At 70.9% G+C, this 25,393-nt stretch carries 27 protein-coding genes and 1 pseudogene; 18 read left to right on the forward strand and 10 right to left on the reverse strand.

The annotated features are described in order from the left end of the window. The 3 genes from fdhD to LDO26_RS13645 are packed head-to-tail and all read left to right on the forward strand — an operon-like array spanning position 1 to position 3,528. Positions 1-894, forward strand: coding sequence for a formate dehydrogenase accessory sulfurtransferase FdhD (gene fdhD / locus LDO26_RS13635; RefSeq protein ID WP_232131644.1), 894 nt, complete (start codon positions 1-3; stop codon positions 892-894). Continuing rightward, positions 891-3,245, forward strand: coding sequence for an FdhF/YdeP family oxidoreductase (locus tag LDO26_RS13640; RefSeq protein WP_232131645.1), 2,355 nt, complete (start codon positions 891-893; stop codon positions 3,243-3,245). The genes fdhD and LDO26_RS13640 overlap by 4 nt, the downstream gene beginning before the upstream one ends. Next, entirely contained in the window at positions 3,235-3,528 is a 294-nt protein-coding gene (locus LDO26_RS13645; RefSeq protein WP_435594089.1) for a hypothetical protein, read from the forward strand. The genes LDO26_RS13640 and LDO26_RS13645 overlap by 11 nt, the downstream gene beginning before the upstream one ends. An 82-nt stretch (positions 3,529-3,610) precedes the next feature. Here the strand turns inward: LDO26_RS13645 and LDO26_RS13650 are convergent, their stop codons facing one another. Both LDO26_RS13650 and LDO26_RS13655 read right to left on the reverse strand, forming a co-directional pair. After that, positions 3,611-4,264 (reverse strand): HutD/Ves family protein, encoded by a 654-nt coding sequence (locus LDO26_RS13650; protein ID WP_232131646.1) that lies wholly within the window; start codon positions 4,262-4,264, stop codon positions 3,611-3,613. Positions 4,265-4,486: 222 nt separating this feature from the next. After that, positions 4,487-4,845: pseudogene (locus LDO26_RS13655) on the reverse strand (ComEA family DNA-binding protein). Positions 4,846-5,056: 211 nt separating this feature from the next. Here LDO26_RS13655 and LDO26_RS13660 point away from each other — a divergent pair. Together LDO26_RS13660 and LDO26_RS13665 are read left to right on the forward strand one after the other, a co-directional pair. Further along, positions 5,057-6,577, forward strand: coding sequence for a M20 family metallopeptidase (locus LDO26_RS13660; protein WP_232131648.1), 1,521 nt, complete (start codon positions 5,057-5,059; stop codon positions 6,575-6,577). Positions 6,578-6,654: 77 nt separating this feature from the next. Then, positions 6,655-6,921: a GlsB/YeaQ/YmgE family stress response membrane protein gene (locus LDO26_RS13665; RefSeq protein WP_232131649.1), complete on the forward strand. Its 267-nt coding sequence runs from the start codon at positions 6,655-6,657 to the stop codon at positions 6,919-6,921. A 95-nt stretch (positions 6,922-7,016) separates the two neighbouring features. Here LDO26_RS13665 and LDO26_RS13670 read toward each other — a convergent pair whose 3' ends face one another. Further along, positions 7,017-8,003: a LysR family transcriptional regulator gene (locus LDO26_RS13670; RefSeq protein ID WP_232131650.1), complete on the reverse strand. Its 987-nt coding sequence runs from the start codon at positions 8,001-8,003 to the stop codon at positions 7,017-7,019. A gap of 202 nt (positions 8,004-8,205) precedes the next feature. Between LDO26_RS13670 and LDO26_RS13675 the strand changes: the two genes are divergently transcribed. After that, a complete protein-coding gene (locus tag LDO26_RS13675) occupies positions 8,206-9,222 on the forward strand; it encodes a sulfate ABC transporter substrate-binding protein (protein ID WP_232131651.1) in 1,017 nt (338 codons plus the stop codon). Here LDO26_RS13675 and LDO26_RS13680 read toward each other — a convergent pair. Then, positions 9,207-10,604, reverse strand: coding sequence for a mannose-1-phosphate guanylyltransferase/mannose-6-phosphate isomerase (locus LDO26_RS13680; protein WP_232131652.1), 1,398 nt, complete (start codon positions 10,602-10,604; stop codon positions 9,207-9,209). The genes LDO26_RS13675 and LDO26_RS13680 overlap by 16 nt on opposite strands. 170 nt (positions 10,605-10,774) lie before the next feature. On the opposite strand from LDO26_RS13680, the gene murU reads away from it, so the two are divergent. Next, complete coding sequence (gene murU / locus LDO26_RS13685; RefSeq protein WP_232131653.1) at positions 10,775-11,488, forward strand: N-acetylmuramate alpha-1-phosphate uridylyltransferase MurU; 714 nt, start codon at positions 10,775-10,777, stop codon at positions 11,486-11,488. Here murU and hda read toward each other — a convergent pair. Genes hda through LDO26_RS13700 form a run of 3 tightly spaced genes read right to left on the reverse strand, consistent with a single transcriptional unit; the run spans position 11,485 to position 14,504 of the window. Beyond that, a complete protein-coding gene (hda, locus tag LDO26_RS13690; RefSeq protein ID WP_232131654.1) occupies positions 11,485-12,189 on the reverse strand; it encodes a DnaA regulatory inactivator Hda in 705 nt (234 codons plus the stop codon). The genes murU and hda overlap by 4 nt on opposite strands. 33 nt (positions 12,190-12,222) lie before the next feature. Then, positions 12,223-13,413, reverse strand: coding sequence for an AI-2E family transporter (locus tag LDO26_RS13695; RefSeq protein ID WP_435594090.1), 1,191 nt, complete (start codon positions 13,411-13,413; stop codon positions 12,223-12,225). Between the two features lie 29 nt (positions 13,414-13,442). Further along, on the reverse strand, positions 13,443-14,504 hold the full coding sequence (locus LDO26_RS13700; protein ID WP_232131655.1) for a DUF2066 domain-containing protein: 1,062 nt from the start codon (positions 14,502-14,504) through the stop codon (positions 13,443-13,445). 174 nt (positions 14,505-14,678) lie between these two features. Here LDO26_RS13700 and purM point away from each other — a divergent pair, with 174 nt between their 5' ends. Genes purM through LDO26_RS13725 form a run of 5 tightly spaced genes read left to right on the forward strand, consistent with a single transcriptional unit; the run spans position 14,679 to position 18,251 of the window. Continuing rightward, on the forward strand, positions 14,679-15,725 hold the full coding sequence (gene purM, locus LDO26_RS13705; protein ID WP_435594091.1) for a phosphoribosylformylglycinamidine cyclo-ligase: 1,047 nt from the start codon (positions 14,679-14,681) through the stop codon (positions 15,723-15,725). Between the two features lies 1 nt (position 15,726). Beyond that, positions 15,727-16,128, forward strand: coding sequence for a hypothetical protein (locus LDO26_RS13710; RefSeq protein ID WP_232131656.1), 402 nt, complete (start codon positions 15,727-15,729; stop codon positions 16,126-16,128). Continuing rightward, positions 16,125-16,781 carry a phosphoribosylglycinamide formyltransferase gene (gene purN / locus LDO26_RS13715; RefSeq protein ID WP_232131657.1) on the forward strand — a complete coding sequence of 219 codons (657 nt, stop codon included), beginning with the start codon at positions 16,125-16,127 and terminating at the stop codon, positions 16,779-16,781. The genes LDO26_RS13710 and purN overlap by 4 nt, the downstream gene beginning before the upstream one ends. Continuing rightward, positions 16,705-17,532 carry a DUF3108 domain-containing protein gene (locus LDO26_RS13720; RefSeq protein WP_435594092.1) on the forward strand — a complete coding sequence of 276 codons (828 nt, stop codon included), beginning with the start codon at positions 16,705-16,707 and terminating at the stop codon, positions 17,530-17,532. The genes purN and LDO26_RS13720 overlap by 77 nt, the downstream gene beginning before the upstream one ends. Beyond that, a complete protein-coding gene (locus LDO26_RS13725; protein ID WP_232131659.1) occupies positions 17,529-18,251 on the forward strand; it encodes a DUF3108 domain-containing protein in 723 nt (240 codons plus the stop codon). Before LDO26_RS13720 ends, LDO26_RS13725 begins: the two co-directional genes overlap by 4 nt. Positions 18,252-18,465: 214 nt before the next feature. Here the strand turns inward: LDO26_RS13725 and LDO26_RS13730 are convergent, their stop codons facing one another. The 3 genes from LDO26_RS13730 to LDO26_RS13740 are packed head-to-tail and all read right to left on the reverse strand — an operon-like array spanning position 18,466 to position 20,295. Then, a complete protein-coding gene (locus LDO26_RS13730) occupies positions 18,466-18,765 on the reverse strand; it encodes a hypothetical protein (RefSeq protein WP_232131660.1) in 300 nt (99 codons plus the stop codon). Positions 18,766-18,775: 10 nt separating this feature from the next. Beyond that, the gene (gene murA, locus LDO26_RS13735) at positions 18,776-20,035 is read right to left on the reverse strand and encodes a UDP-N-acetylglucosamine 1-carboxyvinyltransferase (protein ID WP_232131661.1); all 1,260 of its coding nucleotides are present in this window, start codon (positions 20,033-20,035) and stop codon (positions 18,776-18,778) included. Continuing rightward, positions 20,035-20,295: a BolA family protein gene (locus tag LDO26_RS13740; protein ID WP_232131662.1), complete on the reverse strand. Its 261-nt coding sequence runs from the start codon at positions 20,293-20,295 to the stop codon at positions 20,035-20,037. Before LDO26_RS13740 ends, murA begins: the two co-directional genes overlap by 1 nt. A 168-nt stretch (positions 20,296-20,463) precedes the next feature. Between LDO26_RS13740 and LDO26_RS13745 the strand changes: the two genes are divergently transcribed. The 6 genes from LDO26_RS13745 to LDO26_RS13770 all read left to right on the forward strand — a co-directional run bounded on the left by LDO26_RS13745 (position 20,464) and on the right by LDO26_RS13770 (position 25,389). Continuing rightward, the gene (locus LDO26_RS13745) at positions 20,464-21,459 is read left to right on the forward strand and encodes a KpsF/GutQ family sugar-phosphate isomerase (RefSeq protein WP_305068828.1); all 996 of its coding nucleotides are present in this window, start codon (positions 20,464-20,466) and stop codon (positions 21,457-21,459) included. Positions 21,460-21,562: 103 nt separating this feature from the next. Beyond that, the gene (locus LDO26_RS13750; protein WP_232131664.1) at positions 21,563-22,108 is read left to right on the forward strand and encodes a KdsC family phosphatase; all 546 of its coding nucleotides are present in this window, start codon (positions 21,563-21,565) and stop codon (positions 22,106-22,108) included. Then, complete coding sequence (lptC, locus tag LDO26_RS13755) at positions 22,105-22,665, forward strand: LPS export ABC transporter periplasmic protein LptC (protein ID WP_232131665.1); 561 nt, start codon at positions 22,105-22,107, stop codon at positions 22,663-22,665. The genes LDO26_RS13750 and lptC overlap by 4 nt, the downstream gene beginning before the upstream one ends. Then, positions 22,646-23,176, forward strand: coding sequence for a lipopolysaccharide transport periplasmic protein LptA (gene lptA / locus LDO26_RS13760; protein ID WP_232131666.1), 531 nt, complete (start codon positions 22,646-22,648; stop codon positions 23,174-23,176). Before lptC ends, lptA begins: the two co-directional genes overlap by 20 nt. Next, positions 23,176-23,895 (forward strand): LPS export ABC transporter ATP-binding protein, encoded by a 720-nt coding sequence (gene lptB, locus LDO26_RS13765; protein ID WP_232131667.1) that lies wholly within the window; start codon positions 23,176-23,178, stop codon positions 23,893-23,895. Before lptA ends, lptB begins: the two co-directional genes overlap by 1 nt. A gap of 36 nt (positions 23,896-23,931) precedes the next feature. Then, complete coding sequence (locus tag LDO26_RS13770; protein WP_232131668.1) at positions 23,932-25,389, forward strand: RNA polymerase factor sigma-54; 1,458 nt, start codon at positions 23,932-23,934, stop codon at positions 25,387-25,389. Positions 25,390-25,393: the final 4 nt, after the last annotated feature.

Here is a 25,393-nt window from a genome sequence, read left to right on the forward strand (position 1 = left end):
ATGACGACCGAACCGGCCACCCCCGTTCATGCTTCCGCGCCCGCGCAGGCCGCCGCGGGCAGCGTGCTGCGCACGGTCGAGCGCTGGCGCGGCGACGGCGTGCGCCGGATCGACGACCACATCGCCGAGGAGGTTCCGGTCGCGTTCGTCTACAACGACGCGCCGTTCGCGGTGATGATGGCGACCCCGTCCGACCTCACGGATTTCGCCACCGGCTTCGCGCTGAGCGAAGGCATCGTCGAATCGCTGGCCGATGTCGTCGTCGAGCGCATCGAACACCTGATCGAGGGCATCGAGATCCGCCTGCGGATTCCCGAGGCCCGCGCCGACGCGCTGGCGCAGCGCCGGCGCAGCATGAGCGGCCGCAGCGGTTGCGGCGTCTGCGGCAGCGAACTGCTGGAAGCGGCACTGCGCTACCCGCCGCCGGTGGCCACCGACGTGCGGGTCGATGTCGCCGCACTGCGTCGCGCGCTGCAGGCGCTGCGCGAGGCGCAGGCGATCAACGCCCGCACCGGCGCCACCCACGCCGCCGGCTGGGCATCGCTGGACGGCAGCCTGCGGCTGGTCCGCGAGGATGTCGGCCGCCACAACGCGCTCGACAAGTTGATCGGCGCGATGCATGCCGCCGGCATCGATGCCGGCGGCGGATTCCTCGTCGTCACCAGCCGCGCCAGCTACGAGATGGCGATGAAGGCCGCCAGCGCCGGCATCGCGCTGATGGCGGCGATCTCCGCGCCGACCGCGCTGGCGATCTCGCTGGCCGAGCGCGCCAACCTCACCCTGATCGGCTTTGCCCGCGACGACGGGCATGCCGTCTACACCCACGCGCAGCGCTTGCTGTCCGGGCCGGCACCGCCCGCAGCCGCGCGTCCAGGCAGGAGTGCCACGACATGAGCAAGAACCCCGTCCGCAAGTACGACGGCCCGGCCGGCGGCTGGGGCGCGCTGAAGAGCGTCGCCCGGCACCTGATCGAGCAGGACATCGAGATCAAGGGCGCCAAGACCCTGCTGCGTGCCAACCAGCCCGACGGTTTCGATTGCCCAGGCTGCGCCTGGCCCGATCGCGACCACACCTCGACCTTCGAGTTCTGCGAGAACGGCGCCAAGGCCGTCGCGGCCGAGGCCACCAAGTACCGCGCCGGCCCGGAGCTGTTCGCGCAGTACAGCGTCGCGCAGCTGCTGGAGTACAGCGACCACTGGCTCGAGGGCCAGGGCCGCCTGACCACGCCGATGCGCTACGACGCGGCCAGCGGCCACTACGTGCCGACCACCTGGGACGAGGCGTTCGCGCTGATCGCCTCGCACCTCAATGCCCTGCCCTCGCCCGACGAGGCGATCTTCTACACCTCGGGCCGCACCTCCAACGAGGCCGCGTTCCTGTACCAGCTGTTCGTGCGCGAGTACGGCACCAACAATTTCCCCGACTGCTCGAACATGTGCCACGAATCGTCCGGCACCGCGCTGAAGAAGCAGATCGGCGTCGGCAAGGGCACGGTGTCGCTGCACGACTTCGAGCAGGCCGATGCGATCTTCATCTTCGGCCAGAACCCGGGCACCAACCATCCGCGCATGCTCGGCGAACTGCGCGAGGCGGCCAAGCGCGGCTGCCGGATCGTCTCGTTCAACCCGCTGCGCGAGCGCGGGCTGGAGCGCTTCGCCGATCCGCAGGACAAGCTGGAGATGGCGACCTACGGCTCCACCCGGATCTCGTCCGACTATTTCCAGCTCAAGATCGGCGGCGACCTCGCGGCGGTCAAGGGCATGATCAAGCACGTGCTCGAACGCGACGTCGAGGTCACCGGCAATGGCGGCACCTCGCTGCTGGACCGCGACTTCATCGCCGAGCACACCACCGGCTTCCAGGACTTCCTGACCGACGTGGAGGCGGAGAGCTGGGACACGATCATCGCCGAGTCCGGCCTCGACGAGGCGCAGATCCGCCATGCCGGCGAGATCTACCTGCAGGCCGAACGCGTCATCACCTGCTGGGGCATGGGCGTCACCCAGCACAAGCACTCGGTGGCGACGATCAACATGATCGTCAACCTGCTGCTGCTGCGCGGCAACCTCGGCCGGCCCGGCGCCGGCGCGTGCCCGGTGCGCGGCCACAGCAACGTGCAGGGCGACCGCACGATGATGATCTACGAGAAGCCGCCGGTCGCCTTCCTCGACCGCATCCGCGACGTGTTCGGCTTCGAGCCGCCGCGCCAGGAAGGCTACGACACCGTCGGCGCGATCGAGGCGATGATCGAAGGCAAGGCGAAGGTGTTCTTCGGCATGGGCGGCAACTTCGCCATCGCCACGCCCGACACCGAAGCCACCGCGCGCGGCCTGCGCAGCTGCGAGCTGACCGTGCACGTCACCACCAAGCTCAACCGCAGCCACCTGATCCACGGCCGCGACGCGCTGATCCTGCCATGCCTGGGCCGCACCGAGATCGATATCCAGGCGGCCGGCCCGCAGGGCGTCACCGTCGAGGACTCGATGAGCATGGTGCATCTGTCGTCGGGCATCAATCCGCCGGCCTCGGACACGCTGCTGTCGGAACCGGCGATCGTCGCGCGGCTGGCGCACGCCACGCTGGGCGAGCGCAGCAAGCTGCCGTGGCTGTGGCTGGTCGAGGACTACGACCGCATCCGCGACCTGATCGCCAGGACCTTCGACGACTTCCACGATTTCAACAACCGGGTGCGCGTGCCCGGCGGCTTCCGCCTGTCCAACACCGCGCGCGACCGCAAGTGGGTCAACCCGGCCGGCAAGGCGGTGTTCTTCGCCTGCCCGGTCCCGACCGACAACCCGATCCACCGCGCGCGCCGCACGCGCGGCACGCAGCCGGTCTTCAACCTGGCGACCACGCGCTCGCACGACCAGTACAACACCACGATCTACGGCCTCGACGATCGCTACCGCGGCGTGTTCGGCGAGCGCCGCGTGCTGTTCATCAACGCCGAGGACATCAAGGCGCTGGGCATGCGCGCCGGCGACTGGGTCGACCTGGAAAGCCTCTGCGACGACGGCGTGCGCCGCCAGGCGAAACGCTTCCTGCTGGTCGAGTACAACATCCCCACCGGCTGCCTGGCGGCGTACTACCCGGAGACCAACCCGCTGGTGCCGCTGTCGAGCTTCGCCGACGAATCGCGCACCCCGACCTCCAAGTCGGTGCCGGTGATCGTGACCCCGCACGAGGCCGACCTCGGCGCGCAGCTGCCGCGCCAGCGCGACATCCCCGCCGCCGTTGTCCGCTGACGAGGCCCTGGCCCGCGCGCTGCTGCTCGAGCTTGCGGCGCATCCGGGCGGCGCGCCTTCGAACGGCGTGTCGCTGCCACGGCTGTGCAAGCGCCTGGGCGTGCGCATGAGCGTGCTGCTGCGCACGCTGGCGTACCTCGGCGACGACAGCATCGGCGGCGTCGCCGGCACCGGCTGGATCCGCACCGTCGAGGACGGTCCGCGCACCCTGGCGCTGCTGACCGATACGGGCCGGGCGGTGGCGGCTGCGATCGTCGCGGACGGCGACACGGCCGCCGAATGAGAAGCTGAGAACGGGAAGCTGAGAACGGTTCGCCGACCTGCTGCGACTGCCGCCGGAGGCCTGTGGCTGCGGCGCGATGGTGTCAGACCGGACGGTCGAGATCGCCGATCCGCGCGAGCAGCACTTCTCCGCCGCCATCGAGGACGTGCCGGGTGCGCCGGCCGGGCGCCTCCAGCAGCGCGGTATCGCCGCCGGCCAGCGACGCGCTCGCCACGCCGTCGACGCGCGCATGCCCGCCCAGCAGATGGACCGCCCACGTGGTGCCGGGGTCGACGAAGAGCACCATCGCCCCGACCAGCGGCCGACGCCAGAGCCGGACGTCCACCGCATCGCGGCGCCACATCAGGTTGAACACCTCGACCCGGCCGTCGACGAGGCCGGCCGACACCGCGCGCTCGCCAGCGAACCGCAGCGCCTGGTGCGGCGGCAGCAGGTCGCGGGTCGCGCCATCGTCGAAGTGCAGTTGCAGGCCATTGCCCGACAGCAACACCTGCTCGCGCTCGACGCCGTCGAAACGGGAGTACGCCCCGTCGAATTCGATCTCGGCGATCGACAGCCGCCAGATCCAGTCGGCAGGCTGTCCTGCGTCCGGGCCGGGGCGCAGGGCGGTGCCGACTCGGGATCGGGAATCGGGCTGGGCATGGATCGCGCGGGTCCAGCCAGCGCCGTTGCGCCAGCGCTCGCGGCGGTACTCGTTGCCGGCAATGATCCGCAGTGCTGGTCGCGTGGCCGTCATGCCCGCAGTCTAGGGTCTGTCGTCGACTGCCGGAAAGTCCGCGCCGCGCGCGCGGACGCACGGCCGCCGTCGGCGCCGGCGTGCCGCACAAGAAGTCGCCCGCCACGCATCCAGTGCGGGGCGGGCGACGGTTTACGTCCGTGTAGCGGCATCCTGCCGGATCCCATGGAGCGGTCCGTGCTCCTCGTCTGCCGGCGGCGCTCCCTGCGCCACCGCCAGCGATCAGGCGGTTACTGCTGCTGCGCGGCCCGCGTGGCGACCGTGCCGGCGGCCGGACGGCGCTGCTCGGCGACGCGCGGGCGCGAGGCGGCGACATCCAGTTCGATGCGCTCGCGGTTGTTCTCGACCGTCCGCAGACCGATGCCCTTGACCATCGCCAGCTGCTCGGCGCTGCGGAACGGGCCGTTCTCGTCGCGGTAGGCAACGATCGCCTCCGCCTTGGCCTGGCCCACGTTGTGCAGCACGCGAGCCAGGGTTTCGGCATCCGCGGTGTTGATGTTGACCTTGTCGGACGCGAACGCCGAGCCGGCGAGCAGCAGCGACAGGACCAGCGAAGCGAAGATGGACTTGAACGACGTCATGGCGGAACTCCTTCTGGATGTGGTTTGGCTTCCTTTCCGGCCGGGCGGTCGTCCGTCCTGCCGGTGTGGACAGTCTCCCCAGACCCACGACGCCAGCGTATCCGCCGCTGCGCCGATGCGAAGCCAGCCAACTCCCCGCTGTCGTGTAGGAAAAGTCCTACACCTGCATCGCGCTAGAATGTTGGGCTACCCGATGTTGCGGAGAACCGCCATGGACACCAGCCGGACCGACCGTTACGTCGGCAGCAAGTGGGACGCCGAAATCGTCCCGCAACTCGTTGAATACATAAAGATTCCCAACAAGTCGCCGATGTTCGACGCGGACTGGGTGGCTAACGGCTACATGGATCAGGCGGTCCGGCTGATGGTCGACTGGGCCGGCGCGCAGGAGATCCCGGGCATGCAGCTCGAGGTCGTCCAGCTCGACGGTCGCACGCCGCTGATCTTCATCGAGATTCCCGCCGCACACGGCGGCAGCGACGACGACTGCGTGCTGCTCTACGGCCATCTCGACAAGCAGCCGGAGATGACCGGCTGGGACGACGACCTGGGCCCGTGGAAACCGGTGCTGCGCGACGGCAGGCTCTACGGCCGCGGCGGCGCCGACGATGGTTACGCGATCTACGGCTCGCTGACCGCGATCCTCGCGCTGCACGAGCAGCAGCTGCCGCATGCGCGCTGCGTGGTGCTGATCGAGGCCTGCGAAGAGTCCGGCAGCTACGACCTGCCCGCCTACGTCGACCATCTGGCTGACCGCATCGGCAAGCCGTCTCTGGTGGTGTGCCTGGATTCGGGCTGCGGCAACTACGAGCAGCTGTGGTGCACGACCTCGCTGCGCGGCCTGGCCGGCGGCAACCTGACGGTCAAGGTGCTGGAGGAAGGCGTGCACTCGGGCGATGCCTCGGGCGTGGTGCCGTCGAGCTTCCGCCTGCTGCGCCAGCTGCTGTCGCGGATCGAGGACGAGGACACCGGCCGCATCCTGGTCGACGGCCTGCATGCCGAAATCCCGGACGAGCGCCTGCAACAGGCCCGGCGCGCCGCCGAGGTGCTGGATACCGCGATCTACGACAAGTTCCCGCTGGTGCCGGGCCTGCAGCCGATGTTTCCGAAGGATGCGCAGGGCCAGGTGTCCCACGACGTGGCCGAGCTGGTGCTCAACCGCACCTGGCGGCCGGCGCTGTCGGTGACCGGCGTCGACGGCATCCCCTCGCTGCAGTCGGCCGGCAACGTGCTGCGCCCGCATACGGCGGTCAAGCTGTCGCTGCGCCTGCCGCCGACCGTCGACGGCAGGCATGCCGGCGACCTGCTGCAGCAGGCGTTGCTGGCCGACCCGCCGAACGGCGCCGAGGTCACGCTGGTGCTGGAGAAGGCCGCGACCGGCTGGAACGCACCGGCGATGGCGCCGTGGCTCGCCGAGGCGATCGACGACGCCAGCCAGGCGTTCTTCGGCAAGCCGGCGATGTACATGGGCGAAGGCGGCTCGATCCCGTTCATGGGCATGCTGGGCGAGAAGTTCCCCGGCGCGCAGTTCATGATCACCGGCGTGCTCGGCCCGCACTCGAACGCGCACGGCCCCAACGAGTTCCTGCACATCGACATGGGCAAGCGCGTGACCGCGTCGGTCGCGCGGGTGATCCTGGCCCACCACCAGGCCGGCCAGCGCGGCGAGACCACCGGTTCGGCGGTCGCGGCCGACAGCGGCACCCGGCACGGCGGCCACGGCTGCTGCTGACCGGGGACGCGGCCGGCACGACACCGTCGTGCCGGTTCCACCCGGCGGACACCACGACACGAAGGAGCGCAGGCGGCATGGAACAATTTCTCGGCAACAGCAGCTGGCTGTGGATCATCCTGATCGGCCTGCTGGTCGGCATGCTCGCGCGTCTGGTGATGCCGGGACGGCGACGCATGGGGCTGATCCTGACCACCCTGCTCGGCATCGGCGGCGCGATCGTCGCCAGCTGGCTGGGGCAGCAGATGGGCTGGTACGCCGCCGGGCAACCGGCGGGTTTTCTCGGCGCGACCCTCGGCGCGATGCTGATCCTCGGCGTCGTCACCCTGTTCCGCGGACGCTGATCGGTCCAGTCCGCTGCCCGCATCCGGGGCCGCACCGGATCACGGCCAGGAGCCGCGATCGCATGCAGTCGGCCGCGCGATGCGGGCGGGTGCGTTCAGGCCGCCACCTGGCGCGGACGGACGCCCCAGGCGGGCACGTCCGGCCATTGCGGATCCGCATTGCCTTCGAGCGCCTGGCGCAGGTCGCGTGGATCGATCTGCGGGGCGAGCGCATGCAGCAGCGCCGCGGCATAGTCGCGCAACACCCGCCCGCGCGGCACGACGGCCCAGGTGATGCATTCGGGCAGCGCATCGGGAGCCGGCAGCACGCACAGGTCGCCCTCCTCGTGGTCGCCGACCGCCATTTCGGCCAGCAGGCCGGCACCCAGGCCAGCGCGCACGTAGGTCTTGATCAGGTTGGCGTCGCGCGCGGTCATCGCCAGCAGCGGTTCCGCGCCCGCGGCCGCGAACGCGCAGCGCAGCGAGGAATCGGCGCGGGTCGAGGACTCGTAGCTGATCAGTGGATGCGTCGCCAGTTCGGCCAGCGTCGGCGCACGGTCCAGCGCGGTCAACGGATGTCCGCGGCGCACCAGCAGTACGCGCCGCCACCGGTACAGCGGAATCGCGAGCCCGCCTTCGGGCTCGCGCCCGGCGGTGCTGATCAGGGCGAGGTCGGCGTCGCCCTGGGCCAGGTTCTGCAGGACTTCGGCGTCGCCGGCCGCCTGCAGGTCGACATGCACCAGCGGAAACCTGCGCCGGATCCCGGCGATCACCGGCGGCAGCACGTAACGCGCCTGGGTATGCGTGGTCGCCAGCAGCATCCGTCCCGCATGCTCGCCGCGTGCATTGGCGGCATAGCTGCGGATGTTGGCGGCCTCGCCGAGGATCACGCGCGCATGCGCGATCACCCGCTCGCCGGCGGGCGCGATCGCGTCGAGACTGCGGCCCCGGCGCAGGAACAGCTGGAAACCGAGTTCGTCCTCGAGCTGCTTGAGATGCTTGGACAGTCCCGGCTGGGTCGCATGCACGCGTTCGGCGGCCAGCGTGATGTTGAGGCCGGCGTCGGCGATCGCGACGAGGTAGCGCAATTGGGTCAGGGTCATGATCGGATCCGCCAGTCGCCCAGAGCATCCATCTCTGAATCCCGATGAAAGGATGAAAAGACTAGCGGTCGCGGACGCCGGCGTCCAGTCCGCACGCGCGCAGTTTGCGCACGTCCCCGGGCCGGAATGTTGCATCCGGGCACGTTGCATGCGGCGTCGCAAGGGCACAGCATCGACCCTCCCCCTGGTCCACGGCGTCGCGATGCTCCGTTTCCCGACCTTGCTGCTGCTCTGCCTGGCCGCCTGCTGCGCGCACGCCGACGGGCGCGACATCGTCCTGCGCAACGCGTCGTACGACCCCACGCGCGAGTTCTATGCCGATTACAACGCCGCCTTCGCCAACCACTGGCGCCAGCGCACCGGCGACAACGTCGAGGTCGAGCAGTCGCATGGCGGCTCGCTGCGGCAGGCCGAAGCGGTCGCCGACGGGCTGGACGCGGACGTGGTGACGCTGGCGCTGTCGAGCGACATCGACCTGCTGGCCGCGGCGGGGCTGCTGCCGGCCGACTGGCAACAGCGCCTGCCGCACAACAGCGCGCCCTACAGCTCGACGGTGGTGTTCCTGGTGCGCAAGGGCAATCCGCGGGACATCCGCGACTGGGGCGATCTCGCGCGCCCGGGCCTGCGCGTGGTCACCCCCGACCCGAAGACCTCCGGCGGCGGGCGCTGGAACTATCTCGCGGCCTGGGCCTGGGCCTCGCGAGCCTATCGCGATGGCGGCCAGGTACTGGGCTACATGCGCCGCCTCTACGCCAACGCCGCGGACCTGCCAGCCGGCGCGCGCGGCGCGACCGATGCCTTCGTCGGCCAGGCCGGCGGCGACGTGCTGGTCGCCTGGGAGAACGAAGCGCTGCGCACGCTGACCGACCCGGCCACCAACCGCCATTTCGAGATCGTCTATCCGAGCCTGAGCATCCGCGCGGAGACGCCGGTCGCCGTGGTCGACCGCCATGCCGACGCCCACGGCAACCGGCAGGTCGCCGAGGCCTACCTGCGCTGGCTGTATTCGCCGACCGGCCAGCGCCTGGCCGCGCAGCACCATTACCGCCCCGCGGTGCCGGACGCGGTGCCGCCGTCGCAGCTGGCACGTTTCCGCAGCCTGCCGCTGGTCACCGTCGACAGCGCATTCGGCGGCTGGCGCAAGGCCGACGCGGTGCATTTCGCCGATGGCGGGCTGTTCGACAGCATTCGCGAAGCTGCGCCTCAGCTGCGTCCGTAGACGTCCTCGTAGCGGACGATGTCGTCCTCGCCGAGATAGGCGCCCGACTGCACTTCGATCAGCTCCAGCGTTTCGCTGCCCGGATTCTCCAGCCGGTGCCGCGCGCCGAGCGGGATGTAGGTCGACTGGTTGGCGTGCAGTTCGAAGACATCGTTGTCGCGGGTCACACGCGCGGTGCCGCGCACCACGATCCAGTGCTCGGCGCGATGCCGGTGCGACTGCAGCGACAGCCGTCCGCCCGGCTTGACCTTGATGCGCTTGACCTGGAAGCCGGCGTCGGCGTCGATCGAGTCGTAGCTGCCCCACGGCCGGTGCACTTCCCGATGCAGCACCGCATGGCTGCGCTGGTCGGCCTTGAGCCGGGCCACGACCTCCTTGACCTGCTGCACGCGGTCCTTGCGCGCCACCAGCACCGCGTCGTCGGTCTCCACCACCACCAGGTCGTCGACGCCGACCAGCGCCACCAGTCGCCGCGCATAGGCATAACTGTTGCGCGAATCGATCGCGATCACGTCGCCATGGTGGGCGTTGCCGTCGCCGTCCTGCGGACTGACGTCCCACAGCGCCGACCACGAGCCGACGTCGTTCCAGCCGATGTCCACCGGCAGCACCCGTGCGCTGTCGGTCTTCTCCATCACCGCGTAGTCGATCGAATCCGACGGACTGGCGGCGAACGCGGCCTGGTCCAGGCGCACGAAATCGCCGTCGACGACCGCGGCGTCGAAGGCGCTGCGCACCGCCGCGACGATGTCGGGCCGGAACCGGTCCAGCTCCTCCAGGTAGCGCGAGGCGCGGAACAGGAACATGCCGCTGTTCCAGTAGTAGTCGCCGGCATCGAGATAGCGCTGCGCGGTGGCCGCGTCGGGCTTCTCGACGAAGCACAGCACCGGCCGCACGCCGCTGCCGTCGCCGGCCTGGATGTAGCCGAACCCTGTTTCCGGCGCGTCGGGCACGATGCCGAAGGTCACCAGCGCCCCCGCCTCCGCGGCCGGCACCGCCTCGCGCACCGCGGCATGGAAGCCGGCGACGTCGCGCACCACATGGTCGGAAGGCAGCACCAGCAGCAGCGGGTCGGCGCCACCCTGCATCGCCTGCAGCGCCGCCGCGGCAATCGCCGGCGCGGTGTTGCGTCCCACCGGCTCGAGCACGATCGCAGGCGTCGGCGCGCCGATCTGGCGCAGTTGCTCGGCGGCCAGGAACCGGTGCTCCTCGTTGGCGACGACGATCGGCGCGGCATCCGCCAGCGCGGCCACCCGCAGCCAGGTGTCCTGGACCATCGTGTGCGCGCCGACCAGCGGCAGGAACTGCTTGGGATAGGCCTCGCGCGACAGCGGCCACAGGCGGGTTCCGGAACCTCCGGACAGCAGGACGGGCTGCAGCATCGTGGCGTGACCGCTCGCGTGGGGGAATGCCGGAGTTTACCCTGTGGCCCCGTTTCCAGAGGCTGCGCGCGCATGCGACCGATCCCGTCCGCCCATGCAATGCCGGCGCCGTGCGCGACGACACCTGCGTTGCCGGCCGGGTGCGACGCGGCCGCGCGCGGGGCCACGCGATGAAGGCCCTGGTCTTCGCCGCGGGACTCGGCGAGCGCATGCGCCCGCTGACCGACACGACGCCGAAACCGCTGCTGGTCGCCGGCGGCAAGCCGCTGATCGTCTGGCACCTCGAGCGCCTCGCCGGGGCGGGCGTGCGCGAGGTCGTGGTCAACACCTCGTGGCTGGCGGACCGTTTCGCGCCCGCGCTCGGCGACGGTTCGCGCTGGGGCCTGCGGATCCGCTACGCGCACGAAGGCGCGCCGCCGCTGGAAACCGGCGGCGGCATGCTGCATGCGCTACCGCTGCTGGGCGATGCACCGTTCATCGCAGTCAACGGTGACATCTGGACCGACTTCGATTTCGTGCGGCTGCCGTCCGCGCCCACGGGCGAGGCGCACCTGGTGCTGGTCGACAATCCGCCGCACAACCCGGCCGGCGACTTCGCGCTGACCGGCAGCCGCGTCGACGGCGATGGCGACAGCCGGCTGACGTTCGCCGGCATCGGCGTCTACCGCCCGTCGCTGCTGGCCGACTGGCGCCGCGTCATCGGCGACGCCCCGGGCGCCGGCGCCGACCCGCCGCGCTTCAAGCTCGCGCCGCTGCTGCGCGCTGCGATGGCGAACGGCCGGGTCAGCGGCGAACGCCATGCGGGCGCGTGGACCGATGTCGGCACGCCGGAGCGCCTGGCGACGTTGGACAGTACGCTGTCCGAAGCAGGCGCGGCTCGCTAAGGCGCGTCCCCGGCCAGCATCTGCCGCACGAACGGCACGGTCACCCGCCGCTGCGACGCCAGCGATGCGCGGTCGAGGCGGTCCAGCAGCGCGGTCAAGGCGGGCAGGTCGCGGTCGACGCGGCGCAGCAGCCAGTCGATCGCGGCGGCATCCATCTGCAGGCCGCGCCGCGCCGCGCGCAGGCGCAGCATCTCGTGGCGTCCGGCGTCGTCGAGCGGCGCCAGTTGCAGGCGCACCGACTGCGCCAGCCGCGAGCGCAGGTCCGGCAGCGTCAACGCCAGCGCGTCGGGCGCGACCGTCGCCGTGTACAGCGCGCGGTGCCCGGCATCGTGCAGGCGGTTGTGCAGGTCGAACAGGGCGATCTCGTCGGCGCGGTCGCCGGCGATGTCATCGAGGCCGTCGACCGCCACCAGGTCGCAGTCGTGCAACGCGGCGACGGCTTCGTCCAGGCGCCCGGCGGCGCTTCGCACCGGCACGAAGGCGGCGCGCCGGCCCAGCCGTTCGGCCTCGGCGCACACCGCGATCGCCAGGTGGGTCTTGCCGGTGCCCGGCGCGCCGGCGACGAACAGTGATTGCCGCGTGTCGGCGGCGGCGAACGCAGCGAGCTGCGCCGCCACACCGTCGGCCACGACCAGCGTGTCGAGGCGCTGGTCGGGCGGGTAGCGCAGCGCCAGCGGCAGTTGCGGGGACACGGTGGTCATGCGGGGAGCGGCTCGGGGAAACCCGGGGATGGCTCAGGCGTCGCCGGCATCCGGCGCCCTGTCGGTCGACGGCGGCACGATGATGCGGTTGCCGCTGCCGCCGGTCATCGCGATCTCGGGCTTCTCGCCGGCGTACAGCTTGCTCTGGGTGTAGCGCTCCTGGGCGTAGCGCAGCAGCACGTTGGCGACGGCGGCCACCGGCAGCGCCAGCAGCATACCGAGGAAGCCGAACAGCTGGCCGCCCGCCAGCACCGCGAAGATCACCGCGACCGGATGCAGGCCGATGCGGTCGCCGACCAGGCGCGGCGTCAGCACGTAGCTCTCCGCCAGCTGGCCGATGGTGAACACCAGGCTGACCAGGATCAGCAACTGCCAGTCGAAGCCCTGCGCCTGCACGATCGCCGCAATCAACGCCATCAGGATGCCGACGGTCGCGCCCAGGTACGGGATGAAGCTGATCAGGCCCGCGATCATGCCGATCAGCAGGCCCAGCCGCAGCCCGACCAGCGACATGCCGACCGCGTAGATCGTGCCCTGCCCCAGCATCACCAGGAACTGGCCGCGCAGGAACCCGCCCAGCGACTCGCTCGATTCGTACGCCAGCCGCGACACCGTCCCGATGTGGTCGCGCGGGATCAGCGCCGCGCAGCGCTCGACCAGCTTGTCCCAGTCGCGCATGAAGTAGAAGGTCAGGATCGGCACCAGCACCAGGTTGATGACCACCGCGACCAGCGCGAAACCCGAACGCGAAACGTAGCTGAGCATCGCGGCGGCGACGCCGCCGGCCTGCTGCCAGTGCTCGCGGACCCACTGGATCAGGCGTTCGGAATCGAGCCATGCGACCAGCTCGTAGCCGGTACGCTGCTCGATCCACGGCAGCGCGGTGCCGATGATCCAGTCGCGGTAGGCCGGCAGGCTGTCGATCAGGGTGACGATCTGGCGCTCGATCATCGGCACCAGCAGGATCAACGCCAGCGCCACGACCAGGCTCATCAGCAGAAACACCAGCGTCACCGCGACGGTCCGCGAGCGGCCGCGCCGCTCCAGCCGGTCGACCAGCGGATCGCCCAGCCAGCCCAGCAGCAGCGCCAGCACGAACGGCGTCAGCACCGGGCCCAGCCGCCACACCACCCAGCCCAGCGCGACGGCCACCAGCCCCCACTGCAGGCGCTTGAGGAAGCGCGCGATGTCCGCGCTGGCGGTCTCGTCGGTGTGGAGCGTCATGGCGGAATCCGGTCCGGGGGCAGCGCGGGTCAGCGCAGATGGAAGACGGGCGTGACGCCCTCGAGATTGCCGTCGGCCTCGACCAGCACCGCGCCATCGGCCATCCGCCGGAAGCCCGGCAGACCGGTCAACAGGTCCAGCTCGATCTCGAGCCCCAGCGGCGTCGCCCGCAGCGGACGGATCGCCCGCACCACCGACATGCGCTGCAGCTGCGCCGACAGGCGGATGTAGTCCTGGCTGCCGTTGATGCCGGTGAACAGGATCGCCTGGGTCGACGGCGCCCCGCCTTCCGGCGCCTTGGCATAGCGGCGGGTCAGCGCGTCGGCGGCACCGTCCGCGCCGCCGGCCAGGGTACGGCGGGCGTCGTCGCCAGTCTCGCTCCAGCGCGACAGCACGCGCCCGCCATCGACGAAGATCCAGTCGACCTTCCAGCCGCCGCCTTCGCGGTAGAGCTTGCCGATCAGCTGCATCGGCGGGCTGTAGCGCGCGGAGATGCGCGCGATCGCCGCCGTGTCGCCGCGCCAGATCGCGCCGACGGCGGCCTGCTCGGCGGCATTGCCCGTCGGCAGACCGAGCCGGTAGCCGCGCTCGATCGCCCGCTGCAGCACCGGCCGGGCGACGTTGCTGTGCTGCAGGCCGACCAGGCGCGGCCCGTTGCCGTCGTCGATCGCCAGCCACATCACCGGCTTGGGGCGCGGGTCCGGCCAGATCGGCAACCCCAGCGCGGCGGCCACCGCATCGATGTCCCCGGGCCTGAAACGCACGACCAGCGTCGTGGTGTAGGTCGGCGACCCGCGCGACGAGACCCCCTGGTCCTGGCGGTAGTCGTACCCCTCGACGTACTGCGCGGCGCGCCGCAGCTCCTGCGACACGCCCGGGCGGCTGGCAATGCCGCGGTCGCCCGTCAGCTTGCCGAACACCTGCGCCAGCGCCCGCGGGAACGCCGCCTCGCGCTCGCTTTCGCCCTGGCTGCGCACCGTGATCTCGGCGGCATACAGCCCGGCGCCGCTGGCGGTGTCGCCCTCGACGCGCTGCGCGGCGGCGGTGCCGGCCAGCAGCAGTCCGGCCAGCAGCCAGGCCATCATTCCCATCAAACGCGTCGGGCAGTGCATCCAGTGAGTCCTGGTGGGGCGGGATCAGCGCGAAATGGTGCCATAAACCGCGTTCCCGGTTCGTCGACGCAGCACCGGCCACGCGTCGGCCTGCGCGACGGCCGCCGCCGCGACTGCTAAAATCGCGGCCCTTCCCGCCTGCAACGGCCCGCCGTGACCGCCCCCACTCCCCTGACCTACCGCGATGCCGGCGTCGATATCGACGCGGGCAACGAACTCGTCGAGCGCATCAAGCCGCTGGTCCGGCGCAGCTTCCGGCCCGAGGTCATGGGCGGACTCGGCGGGTTCGGCGCGCTGTTCGACCTGTCCAACAAGTACCGCGAGCCGGTGCTGGTGTCGGGCACCGACGGCGTCGGCACCAAGCTGAAACTCGCCCAGCAGCTGGGCCGCCACGACACCATCGGCATCGACCTGGTCGCGATGTGCGTCAACGACGTGCTGGTGCAGGGCGCCGAACCGCTGTTCTTCCTCGACTACTTCGCCACCGGCAAGCTCGACATCGACACCACCGCCGCGGTCATCGGCGGCATCGCGCACGGCTGCGAGCTGGCCGGCTGCGCGCTGATCGGCGGCGAGACTGCGGAGATGCCCGACATGTATCCGCCGGGCGAATACGACCTGGCCGGCTTCACCGTCGGCGCGGTCGAGAAGTCGCAGTTGCTCGACGGCAGCCAGGTGCGCGCCGGCGACGTGCTGATCGGCATCGCCTCGTCGGGCCCGCACTCCAACGGCTATTCGTTGATCCGGCGGATCTTCGACCGCGCCGGACGGCCCGGCGACCTCGACCTCGGCGGCACCTCGCTGGTCGATACGCTGATGGCGCCGACCACGCTGTACGTCAAGCCGGTGCTGGAACTGCTGCGCGGCGCGCATGGCTCGCAGATCGCGGCAATGGCCCACGTCACCGGCGGCGGCCTGACCGAGAACATCATCCGGGTCGTCCCCGAGGGCCTCGGCGTGGACATCGATGCCGGCAGCTGGACGCGGCCGGCGGTGTTCGACTGGCTGCAGCGCGAAGGCGCGGTCGCGGACACCGAGATGTGGCGCACGTTCAACTGCGGCATCGGCTTCGTGCTGGTGGTGCCGGCGGGCAGCACCGGCCGCATCGCCGCCGAGCTCGACCGCCTCGGGCTCGCCCACTGGCGGATCGGCAGCGTGGTCGACGCGGCCGGCCGGGGCGACCGTGTCCGCATCGGCTGACATGTCGGCATCGGCCGATGCCGACCAGCTGCGGCTGCTGTCGATCTTCCACTACATCCTGGGCGGCCTGACCGCGCTGCTCGCGCTGTTTCCGGTGATCCACCTGGTGATCGGCATCGCCCTGCTCGGCGGCCATCTCGCGCCGGACGATGCCGAGTCGCGTTTCGTCGGCGCCCTGTTCGTCGGCGTCGCGGCGCTGTTCATCGGCTGCGGCCTGGTCCTGGCCGGCCTGCTGCTGTACGCCGGCCGCTGCCTGGCCACGCGCCGGCACCATCTGTTCTGCACCGTCGTCGCCGGCGTGTCCTGCGCCCTGATGCCGTTGGGCACGGTGCTGGGCGTGTTCACCCTCGTCGTGCTGCTGCGGCCATCGGTCAAGGCATCGTTCGGGGCCCGCCCGGCATGACCCTGCGCATCGCGGTGCTCGCCTCCGGCCGCGGCAGCAACCTGCAGGCGATCATCGACGCGATCGCCGCGGGTACGCTCGACGCAACGCTGGCCGGTGTCTATTCCGACCGCCGCGACGCCTTCGCCCTGCAGCGCGCACGCGATGCCGGCATTCCCGCGCATGCGGTGCGTCCGCGCGACCATGCCGACCGCGCCGCCCACGATGCCGCGCTGTTCGCCGCGGTCGACGCCTGCGTCCCGGACCTCATCGTCTGCGCCGGCTACATGCGCCTGATCGGCGCGCCCGAGGTCGATGCCCGGCCCGGGCGCATGATCAACATCCATCCGTCGCTGCTGCCCGCATTCAAGGGCCTGCACACCCACCAGCAGGCGCTCGATGCCGGCGTCGCCGAACACGGCGCCAGCGTGCACTTCGTCACCGCCGACCTCGACGGCGGCCCCGTGATCGCCCAGGCGAAGGTACCGGTGCTGCCCGGCGACACCGCCGATACGCTGGCCGCACGGGTGCTGGCCCGCGAACACCCGCTGCTGCTGGAAACCCTGCGCGCGCTGGCCGCCGGCCGCGTGCGGCTGGATGAAGAAGGCCTTCACATCGACGGACAGGCCGGCGCGCTGCCGCTTCAGCTCGGAGCCAACAACCGCTTTGCATGATGTGCCGATGCGCATCTCCCTGTTCCTCGCGATCCCGCTGCTGACCGGCCTGCTCACCGCATGGCCGGCGGTCGGGCGCGCCGAACATCTGGCGCCGTTCGTCGCGTCCTACGACGCCTGGTACGAAGGCAAGCACGCGGGCGAGGCGACGATGCGGCTGGCGCGGCAGGGCGCGCACGAGTGGGAGATCGATCTCGGCATCCGCGGCAGCCGCGGCTTTGCCGGCATCGTCGGGCTCAACATCGAGCAGAGCACCGTCTTCGACACCAATGCCGACGAAAGCGTGTTCCGGCCGTTGCACCAGAGCACCACGCGCAAGGCCGCGGTGTTCTTCAACCGCAAGGTCGCCGGCGTCTACGACTGGCACCGCAACAGCGCGCAGTGGACCGGCAACCTCAGCGACCGCCGCAAGCAGCCGGTCGCGCTGCAGCCGGGCGACATGAGTGCGCTGCTGATCAACCTGGCGGTCATGCGCGACGCCCAGCCGGGGCGCGAACTGCACTACCGCTTCGTCGACGGCGGTCGCGTCCGCGACCACGCCTATCGCGTCTCCGACGAAACCGAAACCATCACCGTCGGCGAACTCAGTTATTCCGCGCTGCGGGTCGAGCGCACCAATGGCGGCAACGACGACACCATCATCTGGGTGGCCGACGGGGTGCCCACGCCCATCCGGATCCTGCAGCGCGACAATGGCGAGGACGCCGTCGACCTGCGTCTGGTCCAATACCAAGGAGCACAACCGCAATGACGATCTCCCCCACTTCGGCACCTCGTGGCCTGTTCGGGCTCGCCGCGGCGGCGCTGCTCGCCTTCACCGCCGCGCCGGCACTGGCGGTCGAGCCGTTCACCGCGCAGTACCAGGCCAACTACATGGGCATGCGCGCCGACGCGACGATGCAGCTGGCGCCTGAGGGCGACAACCGCTGGAAGTACTCGCTGAACCTTGCGGGCGCCGGTGCCCGGCTGGAGCAGAACACGATCTTCGAGACGCGCGGCGACCAGTGGCGGCCGCTGTCGAGCGTCGACTCCCAGCGCGGCGAGTCCGGCATTGCCGCGATGCTGGTGCGTCGACGCAGCGTCGATGGCGTCTACAACTGGGACACCGGCGAGGCACGCTGGACCGGCGACGTGCGCGACGGCCAGGGCGGTCCGGTGGCGCTGCAGCCGGGCGACCTCGACGGCATGCTGATGAACCTCGTGCTGGTGCGCGATGTCCAGGCCGGCAAGTCGCCGCTGCGCTACCGCCTGGTCGAGGACGGCCGCAGCAAGCGCCAGGTGTTCGAGCGCGAGGGCACCGAACAGGTCACCGTGGGTGGCGAGACGAAGCAGGCGACCAAGGTGGTCCGCACCGACGGCCGCCGCCAGATCATCGCGTGGATCGTCGACGACCTGCCGGTCCCGGCACGCCTGCTGCAGCGCCGCGACGGCAAGGACCACATCGACCTGCGGCTGCAGTCGTTCCGCTGACCGGGGCTGCCCGGCCGCGCACATGCCAGCCCCCCGCATTGCGGGGGCTTTTTTCGGTTCTCCCCCGGGATTCCTCGAGCGCAGGTCGGGGCAACGCCCCCGACGCCGGGCTTCCGGCCGGACCGGACAGCCGGGCTCGATGGCAGCTCGCGAATCCGGACACCGCGCACGTCGGCCGCGTGGGGCCGACCTACGCAAGATCCGCCGCCGGCCGTCAGTCCTGGTCGGGCGCGAGGACCGTCCTGCAGTCGACCCGGATCACGCTGGCATCGCGCCGCCAGCGGTACTCGGTGCATTCGCGCGACCCGCTCGCCGACCGGGTCACGACGACCGCGTGGAAGGCCTGCAGAACCTCGCCACGCGTGACCTCGCCGTCCTCGTTCCAGTCCATGTCCTCGAACGGCATGCCGCTGACGCCGGCCACGCCCGCGTGGTGCATCCACGCGACGCCGCACAGCAGCAGCGCGACCGTGGCGAACAGGGCGAGCCGGCGACTGGAAAGCTTCCTGCGCATCGCCAGGCCCTCACTTCACCCGCTGGATGCGCGCACCCAGCGCCGACAGCTTGCGCTCGATGTGCTCGTAGCCGCGATCGAGATGGTAGATGCGGTCGATCGTGGTCTCGCCGTCGGCGACCAGGCCGGCGAGGATCAGCGATGCCGACGCCCGCAGGTCGGTCGCCATCACCGGCGCGCCGCTGAGCCGGGCGACGCCGGACACGGTCGCGCGTGGTCCCTCGATCTGGATCTCCGCACCCAGCCGCATCAGCTCGTTGACGTGCATGAAGCGGTTCTCGAAGATCGTCTCGTCGATCGTGCCCACACCGTCGGAGATGCAGTTCAGCGCCATGAACTGCGCCTGCATGTCGGTCGGGAAGCCCGGGTGCGGCAGCGTGGTGATGTCGACCGCGCGCGGCCGCCGCGCCTGCATGTCGACGGTGATGCGGTCGCCGTCGATGGCGACGTCCGCGCCGGCGTCGCGCAGCTTGTCGAGCACCGCGCCCATGGTGTCGGGACGGGCATGGGTCGCGGTGACCCGGCCGCCGGTCATCGCCGCCGCGACCAGGAAGGTGCCTGCCTCGATGCGGTCGGCGACGACCGCGTGGGTCGCCCCGCCAAGACGCTCGACCCCGTGCACCTCGATGCGCGAGGTCCCCGCGCCGCGGATGTCCGCACCCATCGCGACCAGGCATTCGGCGAGATCGACGATCTCCGGCTCGCGCGCGGCGTTGTCGATGACCGTCACGCCGTCGGCCAGGGTCGCGGCCATCAGCACGTTCTCGGTCGCGCCGACACTGACGATGTCGAACACCACATGGCCGCCGCGCAGGCGCCCGGCCCGGGCCCGGATGAAACCGTGTTCGACGGTGATCTCCGCGCCCAGCGCCTCCAGTGCCTTGATGTGCAGGTCCACCGGCCGCGAGCCGATCGCGCAACCGCCCGGCAGCGAGACTTCGGCCGCACCGAACTTCGCCAGCAACGGACCCAGCACCAGCACCGATGCGCGCATCGTGCGCACCAGCTCGTACGGCGCGACCTGACTGGACACGGTGCGCGGATCGACGGTCACGCGGCTGCCGTCGACGTCGTGCCCGACGCCGGCACCGAGACCTGCCAGCAGCTTGGTCGTCGTCAGCACGTCGTGCAGGTGCGGGACATTGGCGACCTCGACCGGACCGTCCGCCAGCAACGTGGCGCACAGGATCGGCAGTACCGCATTCTTCGCACCGGAAATCCGCACCTCGCCGTGCAGGGCCGGACCGCCGGCGACCACGATCTTGTCCATCAGCGCGCCTGCTGTTGCGTGGCCTGCTGCCGGGCATGCTCTTCGGGGGTGAGCGTGCGCAGCGCCAGCGCGTGGATCTCGCCGCCCATGCGCTCGCCGAGCGTGGCGTAGACCATGCGGTGCCGGGCCAGCGGCAACTTGCCGGCGAACGCGGGCGAGACGATCAACGCCTCAAAATGCACGCCGTCGTCGCCCTGCACCTGGATGACGGCATCGGGCAGGCCCTGCTGGATCAGCATGTGGATGGTCTGGGTATCCAAGAATTCGGTCCTTTGTCGGCGCTTCGCGCTGCCGGGCCGGTGCTGTCGTCGGCGCGCTGCTGAAGCGCGGATGAGCCGTCATCGTCGCCGTCGCCGGGTACCGGGCATTCACGCCGGGAAGCGCATAAAATGAATCGCTTAGCCTAACGGAAAAGGCCGCTCCCGGATATGGTCGACAGCGCTTCCCACCCCGCCCCGATGGCGTTCGCCGCCAGTGGCCGCCGCGTGTTCGACGTGGAGGTCGAGGGCCTGCGGGCGGTGGCCGCGCGACTGGATGGCGCCTTCAGCGCGGCCTGCGCGCGGATGCTCGAATGCCGCGGCCGCGTGGTCTGCACCGGGATGGGCAAGTCCGGCCACGTCGCGCGCAAGATCGCCGCGACGCTGGCATCGACCGGTACCCCGGCGTTCTTCGTCCATCCCGGCGAGGCCGGCCATGGCGATCTGGGCATGATCACCGACGCCGACGTGGTGCTGGCACTGTCGTACTCGGGCGAATCGGACGAGATCCTGATGCTGCTGCCGGTGCTCAAGCGTCAGGGCAATCCGGTCATCGCGATGACCGGTCGGCCCGGCTCGACGCTGGCGGCGGCCGCCGACGTGCATCTGGACGTCAGCGTCCCGGCCGAAGCCTGCCCGCTGGCGCTGGCGCCGACCTCCAGCACCACCGCCTCGCTGGCAATGGGCGATGCGCTGGCGGTCGCGCTGCTCGACGCGCGCGGCTTCACCGCCGACGACTTCGCGCGTTCGCATCCGGCCGGCGCGCTCGGCCGACGCCTGCTGCTGCACATCCGCGACGTCATGCACGGCGGCGACGAGATTCCGGCGGTCGGCGCCGACGCCTCGCTGGCCGATGCACTGATGGAGATGAGCCGCAAGCGGCTGGGCATGACCGTGGTCGTGGACGGCGAGCGCCGGCTGCTGGGCCTGTACACCGACGGCGACCTGCGCCGCACGCTGACCGATCCGGCGATCGACGTGCGCAGCGCGCGGATCGCCGACGTGATGACGCGCGAGCCGTTCGCGATCCACGCCGACGCGCTGGCGGTCGAGGCGGCGCGGCTGATGGAAACGCGCAAGATCACCATGCTGCCGGTGCTCGACGACGCGCGCCATGTCGTCGGCGCGCTCAATATTCAGGACCTGTTGCGCGCACGCGTGGTGTAACCGGTCATGCCGGGCGCGCGGACGCTTCCGGCCGCTTCGCCGATCCAGCAGCCCCGCCGCCCTGTCCCATCCTTCACCCCGCAGACGAGCCCAGACCCGCCCGATGTCCACCGCTGCCTCCATTCCCGACGACGTCCTCGCCCGCGCCGCGCGCGTGCGCCTGGCGTGCTTCGATGTCGACGGCACCCTGACCGACGGCCGCCTGTACTTCGACAGCGAGGGACGCGAGACCAAGGCCTTCCATGTCCACGACGGCCAGGGCCTGGTGCTGCTGCGCAAGTCCGGCATCGCGGTCGCGCTGATCACCGCGCGCAAGGGCGGCATCGTCGAGCGCCGCGCCGCGGAACTGGGCGTGCAGGCGCACGTGGATGTCGGCGACAAGCTCGAGCGGGTGCGCGCGCTGTGCGCGACCCAGGAGATCGCGCTGGACGAGGTCGCCTTCATGGGTGACGACATGCCCGACCTGGTCGCGCTGCGCGCGGTCGGCCTCGCCGCCGCGCCGGCCGACGCGCAGGGCTGCGTCGACGCGGCGATCCACTGGCGCGCGCGCGCGGCCGGTGGGCGCGGCGCGGCGCGCGAATTCTGCGACCTGATCCTGCAGGCGCAGGGCCGGCTCGACCGCATCCACGCCGACGGACGGGTGTCGTGAGCTGGCGCGGCGTCCTGACCCTGCTGCTGCTCGCCGGTGCGCTGGTATCCGGCTGGTCGGCCTGGCGCCAGAGCGACACCACCGGTACCGCCGCGCCCGTCGAGACGCGCACCGACTACCTGTTGCGCGATTTCGACCTGGTCGCGCTCAACAGCGAGGGCAAGGAGGCATTCGCGCTGCAGGCGCCCGAGCTGCAGCAGACCCCCGGCGCACGCACCCTCGAGCTGACCGAACCCCTGTTCCACGTCCCCGACAAGGCAGGCCAGCGCTGGGAAATCCGCTCGGCGACCGGCTGGGTGTCCGACGACAACGAGGAAGTGCGGCTGCGCGGCAATGTCACCGCCGACAGCCCGCCGGAGGCCGGACGTCCGTCGCGGATGGAAACCGAGCAGCTGAACGTGTTCCCCAACCGCAGCCAGGCCACGTCCGACGTGCTGGTGAACGTCGCCCAGCAGGGTTCTACAATGCAGGGCATCGGCATGCGCGCCGACCTCGATACCGGACGGATCGAGCTCCTCTCCCAGGTGAAATTCCGCAATGACCCGACTTCCCGCTAGCCTGCTGCTGCTCGCCGCATTCGCCCTGCCGATGGGCGTGGCGGCGAAAACGTCGGACCGCAACCAGACGCTGGGTGTCGATGCGGACGCCAGCGATTGCTCCACCAATGAGCGGGCGCCGTGCATCTTCACCGGCAACGTCGAGATCCGGCAGGGCACGCTGGAGATCCACGCCGCGCGCGTCGACGTGCGCCGCAGCAACGGCGAGATCCAGCGCACCATCCTGACCGGCTCGCCGGTCCGGCTGAAGCAGCAGATGGACGACGGCGGCTGGGTCGATGCGACCGCCGCGCAGGCCGACTACAACCTGCCCACCGACACCGTGGTGCTGACCGGCAACGCGGTCGTCAACCAGCCGGGCAAGGGTCGAATCGAAGGCCAGCGCATCGTCTACAACATGTCGACCGGACAGGTGCAGGGCGGTGGCGAAGGCCAGGGCCGCGTGCGCATGCAGTTCGAGCCGCGCAACCGCCAGCCGGCGCAGGACAACGCCACCCAGGGCGGCAACTGATGCTGGTCGCCGAGGGTCTGCGCAAGCGCTACAAGCAGCGCGAGGTCGTCAAGGACTTCGGCCTGACGCTCGACTCGGGCGAGGTCGTCGGCCTGCTGGGCCCCAACGGCGCCGGCAAGACCACGTGCTTCTACATGATCGTCGGCCTGGTGCCGGCCGATGCCGGCCGCATCGTGCTCGACGGCCACGACATCACCGCCGAGCCGATGTACACCCGGGCCAAGCGCGGCGTCGGCTACCTGCCGCAGGAGCCGTCGGTGTTCCGCAAGCTCAGCGTCGCCGACAACATCATGCTGGTGCTGGAGCTGCGCGAGGACCTCGACAAGCCCGCGCGCCAGACCGAGCTGGCCAATCTGCTCGACGAACTGCAGATCACCCACGTCGCCGACCAGACCGGCGCCAGCCTGTCGGGCGGCGAGCGGCGCCGGGTCGAGATCGCCCGCGCCCTGGCCGCCAACCCGCGGATGATGCTGCTCGACGAGCCGTTCGCCGGCGTCGACCCGATCTCCGTCGGCGAGATCCAGCGCATCGTCACCCACCTCAAGGAACGCGGCATCGGCGTGCTGATCACCGACCACAACGTGCGTGAAACCTTGGGTATTTGCGACCGCGCGTATATCCTCAGCGACGGCGGCGTGCTCGCGCAGGGGGCTCCGGACGCGCTGCTGGCAAATCCCGACGTGCGCCGGGTGTATCTGGGGGAATCCTTCCGTCTGTAACTGGCGCTTTCACTCGGGCAGGAATCTCCGGGGACCATGAAGCCACGTCTGCAGACATCGCTGGGCCAGCATCTCGTCCTGACGCCGCAATTGCGTCAGGCCCTGCACCTGTTGCAGCTCTCGTCGGTCGAACTCGAGGCGGAAATCGCCACGGCGGTCGAAAGCAACCCGCTGCTGGACTGGGAAGAGCCCGCGCCGATCACCACCACGCTGGCGACCGAGCCCGGCGGCACCGAGGTCCGCGGCGACGAGGGGCGCGACCCGCCGGGGCAGGACGCGGCGGCGGAGACCCTGGATGCACGCGACTGGGATCCCGCCGACGACAGCTGGTACGACCGCAATGCCGGCGGCGGTGGCGGTGGGGACCACGAGGGCGATGGCGATCCGGCCGACCGCATCGTCCAGTCCGAGAACCTGCAGGACCACCTGGCCTGGCAACTGCACCTGAGCCGGATGTCGCCGCGCGACCGCAGCATCGGCGCGACGCTGGTCGACGCGATCGACGACGACGGCTACCTGCGCGAATCGCTCGAGGACATCGCCGCGGCGCTGCTGCCCGACCTGCGCTGCAGCACCGACGAGGTCGCCGCGGTACTGTGCCGCATCCAGTGCTTCGACCCGCCCGGCATCGGCGCCCGCGACCTGGGCGAATGCCTGCAGCTGCAACTGCGGCTGCTGCCCGACGGCACACCCGGCAAGGCGCTGGCGCTGCGCGCCGCGCAGGACCATATCGAACGCCTCCCTCGCCTGGGCGCCGCGGGCCTGGCCGAAGCGCTCGGCAGCACCTGCCAGGAAGCGGATACCGCCCTGCAGCTGCTGCGCGGGCTCGATCCCAAGCCCGGCGCCCAGATCGGCGACGTGCCGCACGACAACTACGTCACTCCCGACTGCGTGATCAGCCGGCACAACGGCGTTTGGCGCGTCGCCCTGGCCAACAACCCGTTTCCGAAGCTGACGATCCACCGCGGCTACGAACAGATGATCCAGCACGTCGGCGCCAGCGACGCCGGCTACCTGCGCGGGCGCCTGCAGGAGGCCCGCTGGCTGCTGAAGAACCTCGAGGCGCGCGGCGAGACCCTGCTCAAGGTCGTCCGCTGCCTGGCCCGCCAGCAGTCGGGCTTTCTCGAGTTCGGCGCCCGTGCCCTGCGCCCGTTGACGCTGCGGGAAGTGGCCGAGGAGATCGGCATGCACGAATCCACGGTCTCGCGCGCGGTCGCGCGCAAGTACGTCCACACCCCGCGCGGTACCCTGCCGCTGAAGGCCTTCTTCGACTCGGGCATCGGCACCGAGGGCGGCGGCGAGGCCTCGAGCACCGCGATCCAGCAGATGATCCGCAGCCTCGTCGACGCCGAGGACCCGCGCAAGCCGCTGTCCGATGCCCGCCTCGCGGACCTGCTCAAGGCCTCCGGCGTGCCCGTGGCGCGCCGCACCGTGGCCAAGTACCGCGAGGCCATTCACATTCCGTCCTCGCACGAACGGGTGCGCATCGCCTGAACTC

Source organism: Proluteimonas luteida, from assembly GCF_021191695.1.
GTDB classification, from domain to species: Bacteria; Pseudomonadota; Gammaproteobacteria; order Xanthomonadales; family Xanthomonadaceae; genus Luteimonas; species Luteimonas luteida.